The organism is Brevibacterium sp. UMB1308A (assembly GCF_030230605.1).
Classification (GTDB): Bacteria; Actinomycetota; Actinomycetes; order Actinomycetales; family Brevibacteriaceae; genus Brevibacterium.
Window position 1 is genome coordinate 66367 of record NZ_JASPDO010000008.1, and the last position, 18316, is coordinate 84682.

At 59.1% G+C, this 18316-nt stretch carries 18 protein-coding genes and 1 pseudogene; 10 read left to right on the top strand and 9 right to left on the bottom strand.

What is annotated here, in order from left to right:
- Positions 1-89: 89 nt before the first annotated feature.
- Together QP868_RS05475 and QP868_RS05480 are read right to left on the bottom strand one after the other, a co-directional pair.
- Positions 90-1274 (bottom strand): annotated as a pseudogene (locus tag QP868_RS05475) (DUF5129 domain-containing protein); the annotation flags it as partial.
- A 21-nt stretch (positions 1275-1295) separates the two neighbouring features.
- On the bottom strand, positions 1296-1568 hold the full coding sequence (locus QP868_RS05480) for a hypothetical protein (RefSeq protein ID WP_284925602.1): 273 nt from the start codon (positions 1566-1568) through the stop codon (positions 1296-1298).
- A 151-nt stretch (positions 1569-1719) separates the two neighbouring features.
- Between QP868_RS05480 and dxs the strand changes: the two genes are divergently transcribed.
- Positions 1720-3657: a 1-deoxy-D-xylulose-5-phosphate synthase gene (gene dxs / locus QP868_RS05485; protein ID WP_284925603.1), complete on the top strand. Its 1938-nt coding sequence runs from the start codon at positions 1720-1722 to the stop codon at positions 3655-3657.
- Positions 3658-3661: 4 nt separating this feature from the next.
- Here dxs and QP868_RS05490 read toward each other — a convergent pair whose 3' ends face one another.
- Both QP868_RS05490 and QP868_RS05495 read right to left on the bottom strand, forming a co-directional pair.
- Positions 3662-4819, bottom strand: a complete 1158-nt coding sequence (locus QP868_RS05490; RefSeq protein ID WP_284925604.1) for an HRDC domain-containing protein — start codon at positions 4817-4819, stop codon at positions 3662-3664.
- A gap of 2 nt (positions 4820-4821) precedes the next feature.
- Positions 4822-5433: a DUF3000 domain-containing protein gene (locus QP868_RS05495; RefSeq protein WP_284925605.1), complete on the bottom strand. Its 612-nt coding sequence runs from the start codon at positions 5431-5433 to the stop codon at positions 4822-4824.
- Between the two features lie 121 nt (positions 5434-5554).
- On the opposite strand from QP868_RS05495, the gene hemE reads away from it, so the two are divergent.
- Genes hemE through hemQ form a run of 3 tightly spaced genes read left to right on the top strand, consistent with a single transcriptional unit; the run spans position 5555 to position 8708 of the window.
- Positions 5555-6601, top strand: coding sequence for a uroporphyrinogen decarboxylase (gene hemE / locus QP868_RS05500; protein ID WP_284925606.1), 1047 nt, complete (start codon positions 5555-5557; stop codon positions 6599-6601).
- On the top strand, positions 6598-8007 hold the full coding sequence (gene hemG / locus QP868_RS05505; protein WP_284925607.1) for a protoporphyrinogen oxidase: 1410 nt from the start codon (positions 6598-6600) through the stop codon (positions 8005-8007). The genes hemE and hemG overlap by 4 nt, the downstream gene beginning before the upstream one ends.
- Positions 8004-8708, top strand: coding sequence for a hydrogen peroxide-dependent heme synthase (gene hemQ / locus QP868_RS05510; RefSeq protein ID WP_284925608.1), 705 nt, complete (start codon positions 8004-8006; stop codon positions 8706-8708). The genes hemG and hemQ overlap by 4 nt, the downstream gene beginning before the upstream one ends.
- A gap of 49 nt (positions 8709-8757) precedes the next feature.
- Here the strand turns inward: hemQ and msrB are convergent, their stop codons facing one another.
- Positions 8758-9144: a peptide-methionine (R)-S-oxide reductase MsrB gene (gene msrB / locus QP868_RS05515; RefSeq protein WP_284925609.1), complete on the bottom strand. Its 387-nt coding sequence runs from the start codon at positions 9142-9144 to the stop codon at positions 8758-8760.
- An 84-nt stretch (positions 9145-9228) separates the two neighbouring features.
- Between msrB and QP868_RS05520 the strand changes: the two genes are divergently transcribed.
- The gene (locus QP868_RS05520) at positions 9229-10422 is read left to right on the top strand and encodes an alpha/beta hydrolase (RefSeq protein ID WP_284925610.1); all 1194 of its coding nucleotides are present in this window, start codon (positions 9229-9231) and stop codon (positions 10420-10422) included.
- Here the strand turns inward: QP868_RS05520 and QP868_RS05525 are convergent.
- Both QP868_RS05525 and QP868_RS05530 read right to left on the bottom strand, forming a co-directional pair.
- Positions 10412-11197: a dihydrofolate reductase family protein gene (locus tag QP868_RS05525; protein WP_284925611.1), complete on the bottom strand. Its 786-nt coding sequence runs from the start codon at positions 11195-11197 to the stop codon at positions 10412-10414. The genes QP868_RS05520 and QP868_RS05525 overlap by 11 nt on opposite strands.
- Positions 11194-11985, bottom strand: a complete 792-nt coding sequence (locus QP868_RS05530; protein ID WP_284925612.1) for a L,D-transpeptidase family protein — start codon at positions 11983-11985, stop codon at positions 11194-11196. The genes QP868_RS05525 and QP868_RS05530 overlap by 4 nt, the downstream gene beginning before the upstream one ends.
- An 83-nt stretch (positions 11986-12068) precedes the next feature.
- Between QP868_RS05530 and QP868_RS05535 the strand changes: the two genes are divergently transcribed.
- From QP868_RS05535 to QP868_RS05550, 4 genes are all read left to right on the top strand, one after another.
- Positions 12069-13031, top strand: coding sequence for a DUF6636 domain-containing protein (locus QP868_RS05535; protein WP_284925613.1), 963 nt, complete (start codon positions 12069-12071; stop codon positions 13029-13031).
- A gap of 203 nt (positions 13032-13234) precedes the next feature.
- The gene (gene leuA, locus QP868_RS05540) at positions 13235-14971 is read left to right on the top strand and encodes a 2-isopropylmalate synthase (RefSeq protein WP_284925621.1); all 1737 of its coding nucleotides are present in this window, start codon (positions 13235-13237) and stop codon (positions 14969-14971) included.
- The gene (gene recO / locus QP868_RS05545; RefSeq protein WP_284925614.1) at positions 14968-15696 is read left to right on the top strand and encodes a DNA repair protein RecO; all 729 of its coding nucleotides are present in this window, start codon (positions 14968-14970) and stop codon (positions 15694-15696) included. The genes leuA and recO overlap by 4 nt, the downstream gene beginning before the upstream one ends.
- Positions 15693-16469, top strand: a complete 777-nt coding sequence (locus QP868_RS05550) for an isoprenyl transferase (protein ID WP_284925615.1) — start codon at positions 15693-15695, stop codon at positions 16467-16469. The genes recO and QP868_RS05550 overlap by 4 nt, the downstream gene beginning before the upstream one ends.
- On the opposite strand, the gene QP868_RS05555 is transcribed toward QP868_RS05550, so the two are convergent.
- Positions 16466-17488, bottom strand: a complete 1023-nt coding sequence (locus QP868_RS05555) for an ABC transporter ATP-binding protein (RefSeq protein ID WP_473964628.1) — start codon at positions 17486-17488, stop codon at positions 16466-16468. The two genes, QP868_RS05550 and QP868_RS05555, sit on opposite strands and share 4 nt — an antisense overlap.
- A 12-nt stretch (positions 17489-17500) precedes the next feature.
- On the opposite strand from QP868_RS05555, the gene QP868_RS05560 reads away from it, so the two are divergent.
- Positions 17501-17653, top strand: a complete 153-nt coding sequence (locus QP868_RS05560) for a hypothetical protein (RefSeq protein WP_284925616.1) — start codon at positions 17501-17503, stop codon at positions 17651-17653.
- A gap of 109 nt (positions 17654-17762) precedes the next feature.
- Here the strand turns inward: QP868_RS05560 and QP868_RS05565 are convergent, their stop codons facing one another.
- Entirely contained in the window at positions 17763-18086 is a 324-nt protein-coding gene (locus QP868_RS05565) for a VOC family protein (protein ID WP_284925617.1), read from the bottom strand.
- Between the last annotated feature and the right edge of the window lie 230 nt (positions 18087-18316).

Here is an 18316-nt window from a genome sequence, read left to right on the forward strand (position 1 = left end):
ATAAAAGCGCTCCGGGTGTTTACCCGGAGCGCTTTTGTGTGTGCCAAACGCTGGGGGAGTCGTTGCTCCTCCAACGTGTGCGGATGTGTCTAGAACCGTGAAGAGCTTCCGGCCCCGGAGAACCCGCCTCCGCTGCTGCCGTAGCCAGTGGTGGTTCCGCCACCGCCGCCGCTGTTACCCGACTCTTTGTAACTCTGGTAGTCGCGTAGACCTCTGTTGTATCCAATGGAGAACGCGGCGGGGGTGTAGAAGGAACGCATGTCGAAGTATCCGGTGAGCGATCGTGAACGTGCCCGGTTGCTTCGAAGGGTTTGTTCTGTTGCGTCCCGGATGAATCGTTGCTGTTTGCCCGAACGTGCCAGAACATCGTCCTGAATATGCGTCATGCGGGACGTGAGTTCTTCCCTGATGTTTGCAATCTGTTCCAGGTACGCCGAGGTGTTGGTTCCGTCATCGTGCATCGCACCGTATTCGATCTGGTCGAGTTTTTGGATGCTTTCTTTCGCGAATTCGCATAGCGACTGGTACAGGGACGAGTCCGCCTTGGTTGCGAGTGTGCGGTCGCTCAGCACTGTTTGCAGGTGTGAGCGGGTGTCGTCGATCTCTTCTTTCCACACGGCTTGCCAGTTCTGCTCGTCACGCGAATACAAGGCGGTGGCCCGGTCCACCATGTCGGTGGCGTTCTCGATCTGGTCTGTTTTGTCAGAAAATTCGTCGATGCGCTTCTTCAGTGGCACGTTGAGTGCATGTAGCGCGAAAAAGGACGTGGACTTAATGGAGTCGCGGAGGTCCAGGGCATCCGTGTAGTTACGCAAAAGTGTTGCCGACGCATTGTGGATCTTGGCTCCGAAACCTTCGTCGAGAATGAAGTCCGTGCCTGCGACGCGTTCGTTGACGTTCACGGTGACGGAGTCGAAAACCTCGGCGTCAGATTCGAACCGTCTGACACGCCTGAACACGGCAACGAAGTTCACAAGGCTCAACACGGCAACTGCAACCGTGGTTCCTTGTAACACGATGGGGTTGCGCAGGGCTGGGCGTGCCATGCGTTTCGCGTTAGCTTCAGTAATCGCAATGACCCCTTGAGACCAGTTGCGTTGTTTGAAGTACTCGTAGCCGGGCTCACGCAGTTCCGTCTGTTCTTCCGCGCTGGAAATTTTAATGTCCTCGCCAAAGTACGTGCCCACTTGGCCAGAGCCTCGGGCTGAGTTGTCCTCAACGGAGACGGTGATGATGAACGTACCGTTGGACCAGGCATTGCCGGAGATCAGATTGAGTTCCTGATGCTGGCGCGCTCAGTTGAGGGTTTCTGCATTGATGTTGTCCTGGGGCGAGCCGGTACGGGTCCAGACGATGACGCGCGTGTCTTTGAAGGTGCGTACCTGTTTCAGCTCGTTTTCGACAAGAGTGGAGTCGAGCACCTGGGCATCGTCGAAGACTTCAATATCCTGCACCTGGTGTGAAGGCCCGGTGAACAGATAGAACGCAAGGCAACCAACCGCAACGAGAACTGTGACGACAAAACTGGAGACAGCCACAAAAATGAGATTCAAACGTAGTTTCGTCATGCGCAGACCTTAAGAGTTACTGTGAGGGAAGGCGTCTACTCCATCGTACATTTGACTACCACTAGACATGGCTGTGTGGCACGTGCAGTCCGCTTTCTGCAGGCGTTAGGATAGTGACTCGACTATATGGACTACAACACGAGGTAAGTTTGTGACGTTTCTTGAACGCATCGCATCTCCTGCTGATGTGCGAGCACTTTCTGCGGCAGAATGCCAGGTTCTCGCAAAAGAGATTCGCGACTACCTCATTTCAATTGTGTCGACAACGGGTGGACACTTGGGGCCCAACTTGGGTGTTGTCGAGCTGACAACGGCGATCCACCGTGTCTTTGAGTCGCCCCACGACACGATCTTGTTCGATGTGGGCCACCAGGCGTATGTCCACAAGTTACTCACCGGCCGGTACAACGACTTTCCTACCCTGCGTCAGCGCCACGGCATGTCAGGTTATCCGTCGCGAGCTGAAAGCGAACACGATGTCATCGAGAACTCGCACGCCTCAGCCGCGCTGTCATGGGCCGATGGAATCGCGAAAGCGTACCAGTTACGCGGCGAGCTCGACCGGCATGTCGTCACCGTGATCGGAGACGGTGCGCTGACTGGCGGGATGGCGTGGGAAGCACTCAACAATATTGGTGCTGACAAGTCGGAACCACCTCGGAAAATGGTCATCGTTGTTAACGACAACGGACGCTCATACGCGCCTACGGTAGGTGGATTTGCGCAACACCTCGACCACCTGCGCACCATGGGAAGCTACGAAAAGATCCTGTCGTGGGGCAAAGAGCAGCTCCAAGAGTCCGGGCCCCCGGGCCGAGCCGTGTACTCAGCGATTCACGGAATGAAACGTGGGCTCAAAGACATGGTGTCCTCGCGTGAAGCCGGCATGTTCGACGAACTCGGAATCAAATACATTGGCCCGGTAGACGGACACGACCTCGAAGCGATGGAACGTGCGCTTCACCGGGCCAAAAAGTACGAGTACGGGCCTGTCATTGTGCACGCCATCACCCAAAAAGGTCGCGGGTACGCCCCAGCGATTCAGGACGAAGACGACCAGTTCCACGCGGTAGGTGTCATCGACCCGGCAACCGGGAAAGCGACAACAAAGTCCTCAACCTCGTGGACCCAAGTCTTTGGTGAAGAGATTGTTAAAGCTGCACGCAAACGTACAGACATCGTGGCGATCACCGCAGCCATGCTCAAACCCGTGGGCTTGGATAAGTTTGCCCACGAATTCCCCGAACGCGTTTTCGACGTGGGAATCGCCGAGCAACACGCCGTGACCTCGGCAGCTGGTTTGTCCTACGGCGGGTTACACCCCGTGGTGTGCCTGTACGCCACCTTTTTTGGACGGGCATTCGACCAGTTGCTCATGGACGTCTCCCTCCACAATCAGGGCGTCACATTCGTTTTGGACCGCGCAGGTGTCACAGGACCCGACGGAGCTTCCCACCACGGAATCTGGGACATGGCAATGTTGCAGATCGTGCCCAATTTGCGACTGGCTGCCCCACGCGACGCCAAACGCCTGGCAGAAGAGTTCAACGAAGCGATCGAAATCCGTGATATTCCAACCGTTGTGCGCTTCTCCAGGGGCAAGGTCGGGTCAGACATCGACGCACTCACCCGCACCTCGGATGGCGTGGACATCCTCGCCGTTCCACAAGGCACGGACGTTGACAATCTCGAAAGCGCCGACATCCTCATCGTGTCAGTGGGAGCGCTCGCAGACCGTGCCTTGGCCGTGAAAGAGGCTTTGGCGAAGAAGGGCTTGAGTGCAACCGTTGTGGACCCCCGCTGGGTGCTTCCCGTTCCGCAGTCGGTCTTGGACATGGCCGCTGAACACGCGCTGGTCGCGGTCATTGAAGACGGGGTCAAAGTTGGCGGGATCGGCTCACAGATCCGTCAGGACCTACGTGATGAACTTGTGCGCACCGGGGTTGTTGAACTGGGTGTCCCCGATTCGTTCTTGCCCCATGGAACCCGTGAAGAGATCCTGTCCTACGCCGGCCTCGACATCGACGACATGGTCGAAAAAATCATGGACATGCTTCCGCCTGAACTACTCAAGCGGGTCAGCGAGTAGCGTCCTATGAGCCCGCTGCGTGGGCAGCCTTGGCGAGTGGCCGTGCCACCAGCTCTATCTGCCACGGCCTGGCGCCTTGTTCCCGCAAGAAGTCAGCGATGTCACCTTCGTCGCCAACCGTGGTGAGTGCTGCGAGTCGTTTCACATACCGAGGAGTCACCACCAGGTCGTGTGGCATATCCAACTCCTCAGCAATCTGAGCAATTGCCGGTTTCATGTGCTCTAAACGCTGTTTTGACGTCTCCCGATCCGCACGCTTGACTCTGGGTGCGTTCCGTAGCGGGGGCATGAAGGAGTCTGGCAGACGGTCAGCTGCCTTGATGACGCGGAAGAACTCGCCAGCGTCCTCGGCGGTTATGCGTGAAAACTGACGCTTAACGTCTTTGTCTGACTTCACCGACTCCGTAGCGAGCGCGATCATTGCGCGGTCGGGAAGGATCCGAGACGGGGCCACGTCGCGGTCTTCCCCCAGATCATCGCGCAGGGCCCACATTGCGCGGACGCGACCCAGACCTCGGGCGGTTTTGACCCGTCCCAAACCGTGGGTGCGTCGCCAGGGTTCGTCGTGAACGGGAGGAGCAAACGACAGAAGGTGGTCAAACTCCTGCCTTGCGTATTCCCATTTGCCTTGCGCATGTAAACGGTCAGCGAGTTCGGTGCGCAGTTGGCCTAGGACTTCGACGTCGAGAGCAGCATAGGCAAGCCATTCGTGGGGGAGCGGCCGGGTGGACCAGTCGACCGCCGAGTGTTCTTTTGCCAAGGTCACGCCCATGATCTCTTCTGTCAGTGAGGCGAGACCGAAGCGCTCAAAATTGAGCAGGCGTGCGGCGAGCTCGGTGTCGAAGAGGGCGTCGGGGCGCATCCCTTTTTCGGCCAGGCACCCCAGGTCTTGCGTTGCCGCATGGAGGATCCATTCGACCCCGTGCAGGGCGGCGTTGACGGACGACAGGACGGGGAGTGCCTCTGAGTCGATCAGGACAATTCCTGCGCCTTCGCGTTTGAGCTGAACGAGGAATGCCCGGTTGCCGTATCTGATGCCCGAGGCGCGTTCCGTGTCGATCCCTACCGGACCGTGTCCGTGGGCCAGTTGGGTAGCAACAGTGTGGAGGGCCTCCGGTGAGTCGGTGACGGGAGGGACTCCGTGTTCTGGTTCTGACAGCAAAGTTAGCGAAGGCGACCCGGAAATGCCGAGACTCCTTCCGGAAGCGGGGGAACTCCGGCCACAGTGGACAGGAGGTGCGCCCACGCGTGCACGTGAGCCTCAAGCTCTTTAGGCTGTTTTACCACGGGCGTCCAGGACGCGCGCATTTCTAAATCGATCGTGGCGGGCCGTGCTGCCAGGGTGCCAAAAGACTCACTGAGAGCCCGGGTTGTGGTACCTCCCACCTCGGACACGTCACAATCGTAGGTTTCGAGTGCATCTGTGAGCCACGACCACGCGACGGGACCTAGAAGAGCTTCTTGACCGAGTTCGTGTTCGAGTTCAGCGCGGATATAAGTGACCATCCGGAACTGCCCGTTCCACGCCTCTGGTTCGGACGGGTCGTAGAGGAGGACAACCCTGCCGGTTGCGACTTCGTCTTCGCAACTGGGCGTGTGGGGGACAGCCGAAGCATCGACGTCGCCGTTGAGGGCGAACGCCCAGGGAGCCAAACGCCCTGGGGCAGGGATTTCTTCCAGGCTGATGTGTGGCGTAGCGCCTGACGAGCAAAACCTGCGCAGCGCATCTGAGGCCTGCGCAAAAGGCTCTGGGGTAAAAGGGACTGGAGCAACCACGCTTCCAATGTACGTATTGCGGGCAAGGGAATGAAGTTCCCACGCGGAGGTTACGTGAGACTTCGCATATTGAACAGTGAGCGTGTAGCGATAGGCCGGCCAAGTCTGAAAAGATGAAGGCATGGTGACCCTTACTCGTGCTGCATTGTCTGAGCCTGTCGAACGTACCCCCGTGTGGTTTATGCGGCAGGCTGGCCGGTCTCTTCCGGAATATAAAAAGGCACGCGAAGGCATTGCGATGCTCGACGCGTGTCTCATGCCGGAACTCACCGCTGAGATCACGTTGCAGCCAGTGCGCAGGCACGGCGTGGACGCCGCTATTTTCTTCTCCGATATTGTGGTGCCCTTAAAAATCGCGGGGATGGATGTGGAAATCCAGCCAGGTGTAGGGCCGGTGTTCGCCCAGCCCGTGCGCACACGTGAAGATCTGGCCCGGATCCCAGACCTCACGGCAGACATGTGCGAAGCAATCGCCCAAGCGGTGACCCTCACCTGTCAAGGTCTCCCTGAAGACACAGCGCTGATCGGGTTCGCGGGTGCGCCGTTTACGGTTGCCAGCTACCTCATTGAGGGTGGCCCCAGTAAGAACCATGAGAAGACCAAGGCCATGATGCTGGGGGATCCGGAACTGTTTTCGGCGATCCTCGGCAAACTCGCCCACATGTCCGCGACGTTCATCCAGGCTCAACTTGACGCGGGGGCGCACGCATTCCAGCTGTTCGACTCATGGGCTGGATATCTGAACCGTGCTGACTATGAGCGCTATGTTCTCCCTCATTCGCGCACAGTCTTTGACGCGCTCGCTCACAACAACGTCCCGTCCATCCACTTTGGGGTCACCACCGGGGAGCTTTTGGGGTCGATGTCCACAGCAGGGTCCTCAGTGATGGGTGTTGACTTCCGGGTAGATCTGGATGACGCTTCGCAGCGCGTCCAACCTGGCCAGGCACTCCAGGGGAACCTGGACCCGGCTTTGGTGTTTGCTCCGTGGGACGTGATTGCTCCCCGGATCGAAGACATTGTGCGGGCGGGTCTGCGTCACGGCGGCCACATTTTCAACCTGGGCCACGGGGTGCTCCCAACTTCTGACCCAACCGTGCTCACGCGCATTGTGGAGGAAGTCCACACGGTGTCGTCCCGGCTCATCGCATCGGGTGAGTTCGAGTGACCACAGCCGTTCTTGGCGCAGGTATCTCCGGTCTGACCGCCGCGTTTGAGCTCGCTCAAGCCGGTGAACAGGTGACTGTGTATGAGGCGAATGACCGAATAGGCGGAAGCCTCGTGGGATCTGATCTTGGCGGTTATGCCCACGGCGATGTGGGTGCTGAAGCGAGTTTGTACGCCCGCCCTGAGACCCGGGAACTTATGCAACAGCTGGGCCTTGAACCTCAGTACCCGTCGACAGAACACAAGTCGCAGCTCTTGGTGGGCGGCCAGTTGATGAAGATTCCCGCGGGCACTCTTATGGGCGTGCCCGGCCGTCGTACGGATGTGACTGGTGTGGTGAGCCCAGCTGGGGTTGAGCGTCTACAACAGGAACAGCTGAACGGGTCGCAGAACGACCCGTCTGTGGGAGAGTTCATTGCCCAGCGCTTGGGTGCCGAGGTCGTTGACACTCTGGTGGACCCCCTCCTGGCCGGGGTATATGCGGGGTCGGCGTACCACTTGTCGTTACGCTCCACCCTGCCAGCCTTGCTTGAAGCGGCACGGGAGAACACCTCGGTCTTGGACGCTGTCGATCAGATTCTGGCCTCCCGGAAAGTGACCCAGGGTGCGAACATTCCTGGCACCACCTCCCGCCCAGTTTTTGTGAGCCTCGACGGTGGTATGAACGGCTTAGCGCGCGCCCTGTATGAGCGCTGTCGCGAGCTGGGCGTGACGTTCCGGTTGGGGGAGCAGGTGAGCCGTGTGCGGGCTGGGTATTCGCTCACGGTAAGTGGTCCGCAGGGGGAACGCGCCGAGGCGGCAGACCGTGTGTTGATAGCGACACCTGCCCCTGTTGCGGGGCGGTTGCTTGGGTCCTTGGGTGAGGACCTGGGCAGTTCTGAGCTATCTGGTGCTGGCGCGTCGCTTGCGCAGGTGGAGACGGCGGATTCGGCCGTGGTCACGGCTGTTCTGGAATGTGCGTCGGAGCTTAACGGTTCGGGTTTTTTGATTCCGCCCAAGGAGCCCACGTTCATCAAGGCGTCCACGTTCGCGTCGAACAAATGGCCGTGGTTGCATGCACGTATTCCAGAAGGAACGGCTGTTGTGCGTATGAGCGTTGGCCGGTATCGCAGTACGGAACTTGCGACGCACACAGATGAAGAACTCGCCCAGAAGTCCGTGGCTGATTGGATGTCGATTACTGGGCGCAGCGACCGGGTGCTGCACACTGAAGTGAGGCGCCACATGGGGGCGTTGCCGCAGTATCAACCTGGACATGCAGACATGGTTTCACGAGTAGATTTAGTTGTAAGCACAATTCCCACGTTGGGGCTTGTGGGTAACGCGTTCGAAGGCGTCGGTATCCCAGCCTGTATCAATCGTGCCCGTCATGAAGCACAGCGTCTCATAACAGAAAGGACATCATGAAAGACTATGAAGCGCCCTCGAGGCAAGAGGCTGAAGAGCTCAACCAGCAGATCCGTTACTTGTCATATTCGGTGTTCCGTGTCGCAGATGACTTGGGTGATTTAAACCGTGAAGATTTGGCCAAGGAACTCACGGAGGCCATTTCGCAGGTGGACAACGTGGTTGTGCGCGGAATCTACGACGTGTCGGTGTTCCGTGCCGACGCTGACATCATGTTCTGGTACCACGCACCAACAGTAGAAGACCTGCAGAAGGTGTACGCGGCGATCCGGACGTCAGCGCTGGGGTCGGTTCTGGAACCCGTGTGGTCGGTTGTGGGTATTCACCGCCCGGCCGAATTTAACCGTTCGCACGTTCCTGCGTTCCTCACCGACGACGACCCGGGCGAATACCTGTGCGTGTACCCATTCGTCCGTTCGTACGAGTGGTATCTGCTGGAGCCGCGTGAGCGTGGCAAGATGCTCCACGACCACGGAAAGGCCGCAGCAGGGTACAAGGACATTAAAGCCAACACCGTGTCAGGCTTTGCCTTGGGAGATTACGAATGGTTGCTCGCGTTTGAGGCCCAGCACCTTGAGCGTATCGTTGACCTCATGCGCGACCTGCGGAACACGGAAGCACGGATGCACGTGCGTAAGGAGATCCCGTTCTTCACTGGTCCACGTAAGGAACTGGTCGACATCATTTCCGGCTGGCGCTAAACGCCACTTGAGCCGTCCAGGCGCCCAGCCACGCACCCACAGACGCCCGCTACTCCTCGAATGTCAGGCACACCGAGTTGATGCAATAGCGGGCGTCTGTGGGTGTATCGAAGCCTTCGCCGTAGAACACGTGGCCCAAGTGGGAGTCACATGCCGTGCACCGCACTTCCACGCGTTCCATGCCAAGGGATGTATCGCGGATGTAGCGCACGCGGTCTTCTGCCAGCGGGGCGAAGAACGCTGGCCAGCCACACATTGCGTCGAACTTGGTGTCTGAACTGAAGAGCTCAGCCCCGCAGGCGCGACACGAATATGTGCCCGTGCGCGTTTCATTCACATACTCACCCGTGTGGGGTCGTTCGGTTCCGGCTTGGCGCAGAACATAAAACTCTTCTGGGCTTAGGATTTCCCGCCACTCTGCCTCTGAACGTTCCATGTTTTTCCTCCTTTATCCCCTTTATGTGAACTTTATGCCTTTCTGGTTTGGCGTGACATGTTTAGGATTGACAAGGAGGTTCTTATGACATCGCACGTGCCACGCGGTTGGCGGTACGCCCTGACTGGAATTGGGATCGGTGTTGGAGCGAGCTTGCTCGTTTCAGCCGCGTCTTCAGGGTTGGCCGTGTATTTTGCCCGCCGCCTGATTGTCCCAGAGACAGCTCCAGAAGATGTTGAGATCTTGCACGTCGAAGGTTTCGATGACAACATGATTGTGCACTTGAGTGCAGACGAAGATGTTCTGGTCAACGGGACATATGGCCTGTTTTTCAACTCTGGTCAAGGTCACGCTCAGATCGGCGACATCATTGAATATGACCCGGTTTCCCAAACTGTGTCGCGCGAAGTCATCTCAGTCACCCGAGGTGATTTGCGCACCGCCCGCTGGGGCAGAATTACCGGGGTTGTCTACCCGCACCCCAGCTCAACAGGACTTCCATACCAAGACATCACACTCCGATCGGACGCAGGCGAACTGCCCGCGTGGTTCCTTCCCACAACTGATCCCAACCCGTCGGACACGTGGGCGATCCTGGTCCACGGCCGTGCAGGCACCCGCGCGGAAGGCCTGCGGGCAGCGGGCGTCCTGAACGACCTCGGCGTGCCTTCTTTAGCGATTGCATACCGCAACGACACTGAGGTTCCCCGCGAAAGCACGTCCCGGTACGGCCTGGGGGACACCGAATGGCTCGACGTGGATGTTGCGATCGACTGGGCGCTGGCCAATGGCGCTAAGAACGTGGTGCTGTTCGGCTGGTCAATGGGCGGTGCGATTGTCTTCCAGGCTGCGTCCCGAGGTCGTCACATCGACCGCGTAAAAGGCATGGTTTTGGACGGCCCGGTTGTCGATTGGTACAACGTTTTAGACCACCAGGCCCGCAAGAATTTCTTGCCCACGCCGGTTGCGCGTTTGACCTTGGATATGATCACTCGTCCGTGGGCGCGTCCGTTTACCGGCCTTGAAACCCCGCTGGACCTGGACCGGATGGACTGGGTGCGCAGGGCAGCAGAACTGGCCGTGCCCGTTCTTTTGATCCACTCCGAAGACGACGAATTTGTGCCGGTGGGGCCGTCGCGCGCTTTGGCTGCTGTGCGCAACGACCTGGTGACCATGCCACCGTGGAGCAAAGCGCGTCACACAAAAGAATGGAACGTGGACCCCGTGCAGTGGAATGACGACGTCGCTAACTGGATGACCCGGTTGCTCAGCGACTAGAGTCGCGGGTCTGCACTTTGAGCCGGTACATCATGGAGTTCCCATCGGTGACCAGGCTCAAAACCTCCACGTCGCGCGCAGTCGCAATACCCTCACCGAACAGCCGTGGCGCCCCCGGGGCACTGAGCAGTTTAGGCGAAACCGTGAGGCACATTTCGTCAATGAGGCCGGTATCCATCCACTGCGCTAACACGCTGGGGCCACCTTCGCACACAATGCGGCGCAGACCTCGGGCAACGAGGGCGTCTTTCACCGCCTGCGGGCTTTCAATACCAGCGAGAACTTCGTCAGCGTGGCGGCGTAGCTCCGCAAGAACCTGCGGGTCTGAAGTGTTCGTGGCCACCCAAACAGGCGAAGTTCCGCGCTCATTGATGCGATCCCACGGAAGGTCTCCACTGGACGTCACAATGACCAAGACGGGCACATCAGCCTGCCCACGTGCGTGACGCTGGTTGAGGTGGGCTGGTTTGGGGGACATGCGCGTGAGTCGCTCAGAGCGTACGGTCTGAGCGCCTACCACTACGGCGTCGGCAAGGGACCGGACAACGGAAAAGACCCGCATGTCAGCTGGAGTGGAGACGGAACGAGACAGTCCATCGGCTCCCGCGACCGCACCGTCGACACTGATGACCATGTTCGACTGCACGCGCACACCGCCAGGAGGCATGTGGGAGTCGTAGAGTTCAACAAGATCGGGTTCGCCCGAGGTGTCAGGCAGTGCGCGGTGCTGGGGGAGGACCGCCCAGAGTTCGGTGCTTGGCTTGGCCGAGGTCACTGGGAGATAAACGCCTGGTCGCCCATGATGATGTGGGGGTTCTTGTCCGGGTCAAGGCTGCGCAGAAGCCAGGCCATTTCATTCTTTTGCACAGTCACACACCCGTTGGTGCCCTTTCCGTGGTCCACGTGCAACCAGATACCCCCACCGATTTTCTTGCCCTGCGGGCGTTCGGTGTTGGTGGGTGCGGTGCCAGTGACACGGTTGAAGTCGATCGCGATGACGTAGTCAAAAACCTGGGCGTAGTCTGGTCCGTACACGTTTTGTGCGGTTGCGGACAGGTTCACGTCTTGCGAATACGGCAGTTTGGAACCGGGGTCCTTGAGCGTTCCGCCCGCATCAGAGAGAGAAAACACGCCAGCTGGGGTCGTTTCATCACCTTCGGTGCGGTTCTCCCGCCATCCGGCCCGACCGTTGTGGGATGCGAAAGACTTGACCTGCTTCCACTCGTTGTCGCGGTATTCGTACATGTTGAGGGTCGACGTGTTATCGGCAGCTCGAGGCGAAGTCGCGACCAACACTTGGCGTGCGTCAGAGGGAAGCTTCGCCATGGTATCGGGGCCAACACCCGGGATGAGTCCCTGCGTGACACGGTCTGTTCCCAGGCTTACCCGAGGTGCTTCAAGGTGCGTGCTTTGAGAAGGGCTGTCGTTGGTGGCAGGGGACGGGGTCCGCACTACCGGCGGTTGGAGATTCTGCTGTTCGTCCGAAACCGCGGGGTATGCAGTGAGGGCGGCGAGAACACCGCCTGTGCATAGCGCTAGGGCCACAGTCTTCTTTGCGAACATGCGCTCATTATGTCATGTTCGTACTTTGCGCATGAGGTAAGCCACGCGGGAAAAGGGTTCTGCAGTCTGTAGACTTAAGGGTTATGAGCAACCGTGACCACGAGCGTGAATCTCTCACTCGGCAGATTTTTGTGCGTCCCCAAACTTCGGACGAGCCGGGCGACAGCTCTCAGGAAGCTACGCGTAGTCTCAGCCTTGAAGAACTGCAAGAAATGGGCCGTCAGAGCAAAACAGACGACTATTCTGCACCCACCACACAGTTCACCCCCTCCGGGCCCGGCGCATACGGTCCTTCCATTCAGTCACAGCGCTCACAACAGCAACAGGGGACACCCCAACACTCTTTCCCTTCACCTCCGGTGCAACCACCTCCGGCTCAACCCCAACACCCCCAACCCCAACAATCACAACCACAACCCCACCAACCTCAACCCCAGGCGTACCCTCACGCTGAGCCCACGAAACCCAAGCGGAAGGTGCCAGGAGTTGCGATTGCCATGGTGGTGATTGCGGTTGTCGTAGCGCTGGGAATTTGCGGATACATTGTGGTCGACCAGCTGCAGCGTTCAGACGGGAACACGCAGTCTGCGAACCAGCCCGGCGGAGACAGTGGAAGTATTGGCGAAGACGAATCTGGCGACACTGGGAGTGAGGAAGAGGCCGGTGAAAAATCCGGTGACTCCGAAGAAGGTCAGGACGCCGAAGCGAAAGACGTGAAAGCGTTCATGGCGCCGTCGAGCAACATCGTGTGCACGATCGACGCAGACCGGGCGCGTTGCACCATACGCGAATTTGACTTTGACCCCGGGGATGCACCGAACGAATGCGATGTTGACCCATTCGGCTCAGTGGTCGTCGTGGAAAAGGACGGTGCAGGCTTCTCGTGTGTGAACCGTGGCCTGCCCACAGAGGCAAACGTCTTGGACTATGGGGAATCGATCAGTGCGCACGGGTTCACCTGCCGGTCCGGTGAAGACGGAATGACCTGCGAATCTTCCGAAGGTCACAAGTTTCGAGTAGCGCGAGCTGCTGCCGAGTTTGACTAGCAACTGTGGTGAGCAATGGACAAGATCTCACATGGTGTCATGGCTATGAAACGCGAGCGTAGCGTGCATAACATGGCCACATGTTCAGTCTCCTCCTTATCAGCCGCGACGAGCTTTCTTAGGCCAATCCTCGTCGCGGAGTTTGTCGTGGCCCCAAACTTCACAACGAGGAGAGACACGTGAACAACCAAAAACCAAGCCCCATGCCCTTCCACAAATACAAGTCGTTCTTTGATCGCATTCAGATCGACCTGAAAGACCGCACCTGGCCAGACCAGCGGATCACGAAGGCACCTCGGTGGCTCTCAACGGACCTGCGCGACGGTAACCAAGCGCTCATCGACCCCATGACGCCGGAGCGGAAACGTCAGATGTTTGACCTGCTGGTCAAGCTCGGTTTCAAAGAGATCGAGGTAGGGTTCCCGGCAGCCAGCCAGCACGACTTTGACTTTGTGCGCCAGATCATTGAAGAAGACGCAATTCCAGACGACGTGCGCATTTCGGTTCTGACACAAGCGCGTGAAGACCTCATCGAACGTACGGTCGAATCGCTCGTGGGGGCCAAGAAACCAACAGTCCACATGTATAACGCCACCGCGCCGGTTTTCCGCAAAGTCGTGTTTGGTTTCAAAGGCAACGGGTACGCAGAAACCACAGACATTGCGGTGCGAGGCACGCAGGCCGTGATGAAGTACGCCGAGTCGATGCTGGGGGATGCTGACTTTGGCTACCAGTACTCGCCGGAAATTTTCGTTGACACGGAACCGCAGTTCGCCGTGGACATCGTGGGAGCCGTCATGGATCAGTGGGGTCCTGACGGAGAGCGCGACACTGTGGTGAATCTGCCTGCAACCGTAGAACGTGGAACCCCTAACACGTACGCAGATCAGATTGAATGGTTCTGTCGCAACATCGACAACCGCGACAAGATCGCGATCTCGCTCCACCCGCACAACGACCGTGGAACCGGAGTCGCTGCGGCCGAAATGGGACTCATGGCAGGAGCCGACCGTGTAGAAGGCTGCCTGTTCGGGAACGGTGAACGGACCGGAAACCTCGACCTGGTGACGGTTGCGATGAACCTGTACACGCAAGGTGTTGACCCTGAACTCGACTTCTCGAACATCGACGAAGTCATTCACACGGTTGAACACTGCAATCAGATCGGAGTTCACGAACGCCACCCCTACGGCGGAGACTTGGTGTTCACCTCGTTCTCGGGGTCGCACCAGGACGCCATTAACAAAGCGTTTAAAGACCGTGAAAAGAAAGCCCAGGAAGCCGGCATCGCGGTCGACAACATGGAATGGGACATGCCGTACCTGCCGGTGGACCCCAAGGACTTGGGCCGTTCGTACGAAGCAGTTATTCGCGTGAACTCGCAGTCGGGCAAGGGCGGAGTCACCTACCTGCTCAAGAGCGAATACGGGCTGGACTTGCCCCGTCGCATGCAGGTCGAATTCTCGAAAGTCGTGCAAAACCGCACAGAAGAAGGTGGAGAAGTTTCGGCTCGCGACATGTGGCAACTGTTCCGGGACGAATACCTGCCAGCCGAAGCCTCAGACATGCAGTGGGGACGATTCCGCCCCTTGAGCTTCAAGACCGAATCGCAGTCGGAAGAATTCGATTCGCGCATGACCGAACGCATTGAGCTAGCGTTTTTGGTCGACGGCCAGGAACGCTCATATGTGGGGTATGGCAACGGTCCACTGGACGCAACCGTGAACGTCCTCAACGAGCACTTTGGCCTGGACATTCGCGTTCAGGACTACACCGAACACGCCATTGGGGCCGGTGCCGACACTATGGCGGCAGCCTATGTTGAACTTTCCGTGGGCGACCGAGTGCTGTGGGGTGCCGGAATGCACCCGAACATCACACGGGCATCGATCCGCGCTCTCATTTCCGCTGTTAACCGGGCAGTTCGCGACAACGCGTGAGGTTTTATCGGGATACGGGCATTGTGGTTGGCCACACCAAATTAGGTGAGGCCGACCTCATTGTCTCGATCCTGACCCGCGATCACGGTCTGATCCGTGCTGTCGCCAAAGGAGTACGGCGCACCAAAAGTCGCTTCGGGTCACGGCTCGATCTGTTCATGATGGTCGACTTCCAGGCCCATATTGGGCGCAATCTGGACATCGTCACGCAAGTGGAGCTCGTTGAACCCTTTGGGCATGGGATCGTAGGCGACTACGACGTGTTTGCCGCAGCTGCCGCCATGGCCGAAACCGCGGCGAAACTGACCGAAAACGAACCCAATACGCGCGATCAGTACCTGCTGCTGTCAGCAGCGTTACGGTCGTTGTGCAACCGGGAGCACCCACCTCGGCTAGCCCTCAACGCCTACCTGCTGCGCGCCATGCGCACAGCCGGCTGGGAGCCGGGACTCGACGCGTGCGTGAGCTGCGGGGCGCCGGGGCCTCACCGCGCGTTCTCATTCAACAGCGGGGGAGTTGTGTGCGTGGCATGCCGCACAGCAGCCGACACCAATGCGGGGGAAGACGCGACCGTGCTTCTGCACAACCTGCTCAACGCGAACTGGGCTCAGGCGCATGTTGCACAAGCACACGCGGTCAACCGGGCATCCCGTATTGTGTATGACTACGTCCAGTGGCACTTGGAACGTCGCGTGAAATCCCTCAACCTTGTGGAGGTCCAATGAGCCAAGCAATTCCGCGCCACCCTAGCGGGGCGACCCCACCGGACATCCCGGCTGACATCCTTCCCACGCACGTTGCAGTGGTGATGGACGGCAACGGTCGCTGGGCGAACGAACGCGGACTTCCTCGAACCGAAGGCCACAAGGCAGGCGAAGCGTCCCTGCTCGACGTGATTTACGGGGCCATGGAAATCGGCGTGAAGTATTTGAGCGCCTACGCTTTCTCCACTGAAAATTGGAAACGGTCCCCAGAAGAAGTCCGGTTCCTCATGGGTTTTAACCGCGACGTGATCCGCAGGCGTAAAGAAGAACTCCACACCGCCGGGGTCCGCATCGTGTGGGCGGGACGACGAGGCCGCCTCTGGCGCTCGGTGATTAAAGAACTCGAAGACGCGCAGGAACTCACCAAGAACAACACGGCACTCACCCTCCAGTTCTGTGTCAACTACGGTGGGCGAGCGGAACTCGTCGACGCCATGAACGCGGCTGTTGAAGACGCAATTACAGGCAAGATCAAGCCCGGCAAGCTCACGGAACGTAGCCTGCACAGCAGACTCTACAACCCCGACATTCCGGACGTTGACCTGTTCCTGAGGTCATCGGGGGAGCAACGCACCTCGAACTTCCTCATATGGCAGTCCGCGTATGCGGAAATGGTGTTCCAAAACGTGCTGTGGCCCGATGTCGACCGGCGGACCCTGTGGGACGCGATCCTCGAGTACGCTCAGCGTGACCGGCGTTTCGGCGGGGCCGTGGATAAGCCCCAGAACACTTAGGCGAGGGTGTCCCTCCACGCGCTGTGGAGCTGCGAGAAGCGCCCGCGGGCGTGAATGAGCTCATCGGGTGTACCGTCCTCAACCACCCGACCGGCGTCGATGACTAAGACTCGGTCGGCGATCGCGACCGTGGAGAGACGGTGCGCGATGATGATCGCCGTGCGGTCAGCAAGAACCGATTCGAGCGCTTTTTGCACGAGCCGCTCGGTGGGAATGTCCAGATGCGCTGTGGCCTCATCTAGCACGATTACTCGCGGATCGGCCAGGAACACTCGCGCAAACGACACGAGTTGTCGCTGCCCGCAGCTTAACCGACCGCCACGTTTTTTCACATCGGTGTTGTAACCGTCCGGGAGCCCAGCCACATAGTCGTGCAGGCCCACAGCACGCGCGGCATCTTCCACCTCGGCGTCCGTGGCGTCCGGTTTACCCACGCGAATGTTGTCGGCAATCGACCCAGAAAAGAGGTACGACTCCTGCGTCACCATGACGATATTGCGGCGTAATTCAGCATCGCTGATATCGCGTATATCCACACCGTCGACGCTCACGAACCCCGCCTTGGGGTCGTAAAACCGGGCGATGAGTTTGACCAAGGTGGACTTTCCCGCACCCGTCGCACCCACCAGGGCCACCGTCTGTCCCGCGCCCACAGTGAGATTCATACGAGGAAGAACGGTCGCGCCGTCGGCATACGCGAACTCGACACCGGTCAACTCAATCCGGCGTCCCGAGGTCGTCTCCGGCAGTTCTTTCTCCGAACCCGGTCGGGTGGTCACGGTGGGGGACACGGCGAGGACCGCGGCGACCTTTTCCAACGCGGCTTTGGCCGACTGGTACAGGTTGAAGTTCTGGATCAGCTCATTCAGCGGCCCGTAAAAACGGCGAAGAGACATGAGGAATGCGGTCAGAACGCCCACCTCAGTGTGTCCCTTTATCACCATGAACGCACCCACGAGAATCACGGCGATCTGGCACGCGTTGGTCACCAGACGGGTGAGGCCCGAGAAGGCGGCCACAGTGCGCAGAGCGTGCGCATTGGCGTCTCGGTAGCCACTGTCTTCGGTAGTGAACTTGGCCCTGCCCGCCGGTCGGCGCGCACCGGACGCAACGTCGGTGAAGACCCGTTCGCCCCCTTCCGCTTCGAGCGCGACAGATTGCGCCTTGAGCGACTCCGCTTGTGACGAGGCGGAGACACGGGTGCAGCCGATCCCCGTGGGAACCGTGCGCGTTTGTTACACATCGTCATCGTCGCTCTCAAGGGGGTCCGCACTGCGGACCATTCTCGGCTTGTCAGGCTCGAACCCAGACAGCCAACTCGTTGCCGCCGGGCTCTCGGAAGTGCATACGTCGTCCGCCTGGGAAGTCGAAGGGTTCGACAGTAATCGTCCCACCCGCGGCTTCGATGTCGGCCCGGACGGTCGTCAGGTCATCTACCTCGAGAACCACCAGCGGCGCTGCGGGTGCCTCGCCCGCATCACCCTGGAAACCGAGCGTTTGCTCTGCTCCCAACTGCACGTCTGTGTATTGGGGCCCGTACGCCAGATGCTCCAAGGTGAACGCGTCTTTGAAAAACTGGGCGGACGCGTTTGCGTCGTTGGAAGGGAACTCGATCATGGTGAGCCTCGTCAGGCCCCTTATGCTATGGGCGGAGTCAGAAGAAGTTCAAGTCCCTTTGCGTGGTGTAACGGTTCTTCGGGCTGCTTGTAAGGGGGGTGTCCCTATGGTGTTTGTCAAGCCGCGGTCGGGGTGCGGGGTTCGTATAGCGTACCTGTTTTCATCATCGCGTACATGACGTTTAGTCGGCGCCGGGCTAGGCACATGATCGCTGCGTTATGGCGCTTCCC

Bases quoted from the DNA above. Each gene is read 5' to 3' on its own strand.
- QP868_RS05535 (WP_284925613.1), top strand. From the start codon at position 12,069: ATGAGCAACCGTGACCACGAGCGTGAATCTCTCACTCGGCAGATTTTT.
- QP868_RS05550 (WP_284925615.1), top strand. From the start codon at position 15,693: ATGAGCCAAGCAATTCCGCGCCACCCTAGCGGGGCGACCCCACCGGAC.
- QP868_RS05520 (WP_284925610.1), top strand. From the start codon at position 9,229: ATGACATCGCACGTGCCACGCGGTTGGCGGTACGCCCTGACTGGAATT.
- leuA (WP_284925621.1), top strand. From the start codon at position 13,235: ATGCCCTTCCACAAATACAAGTCGTTCTTTGATCGCATTCAGATCGAC.
- hemE (WP_284925606.1), top strand. From the start codon at position 5,555: ATGGTGACCCTTACTCGTGCTGCATTGTCTGAGCCTGTCGAACGTACC.
- hemQ (WP_284925608.1), top strand. From the start codon at position 8,004: ATGAAAGACTATGAAGCGCCCTCGAGGCAAGAGGCTGAAGAGCTCAAC.
- msrB (WP_284925609.1), bottom strand. From the start codon at position 9,144: ATGGAACGTTCAGAGGCAGAGTGGCGGGAAATCCTAAGCCCAGAAGAG.
- QP868_RS05480 (WP_284925602.1), bottom strand. From the start codon at position 1,568: ATGACGAAACTACGTTTGAATCTCATTTTTGTGGCTGTCTCCAGTTTT.
- QP868_RS05565 (WP_284925617.1), bottom strand. From the start codon at position 18,086: ATGATCGAGTTCCCTTCCAACGACGCAAACGCGTCCGCCCAGTTTTTC.
- QP868_RS05530 (WP_284925612.1), bottom strand. From the start codon at position 11,985: ATGTTCGCAAAGAAGACTGTGGCCCTAGCGCTATGCACAGGCGGTGTT.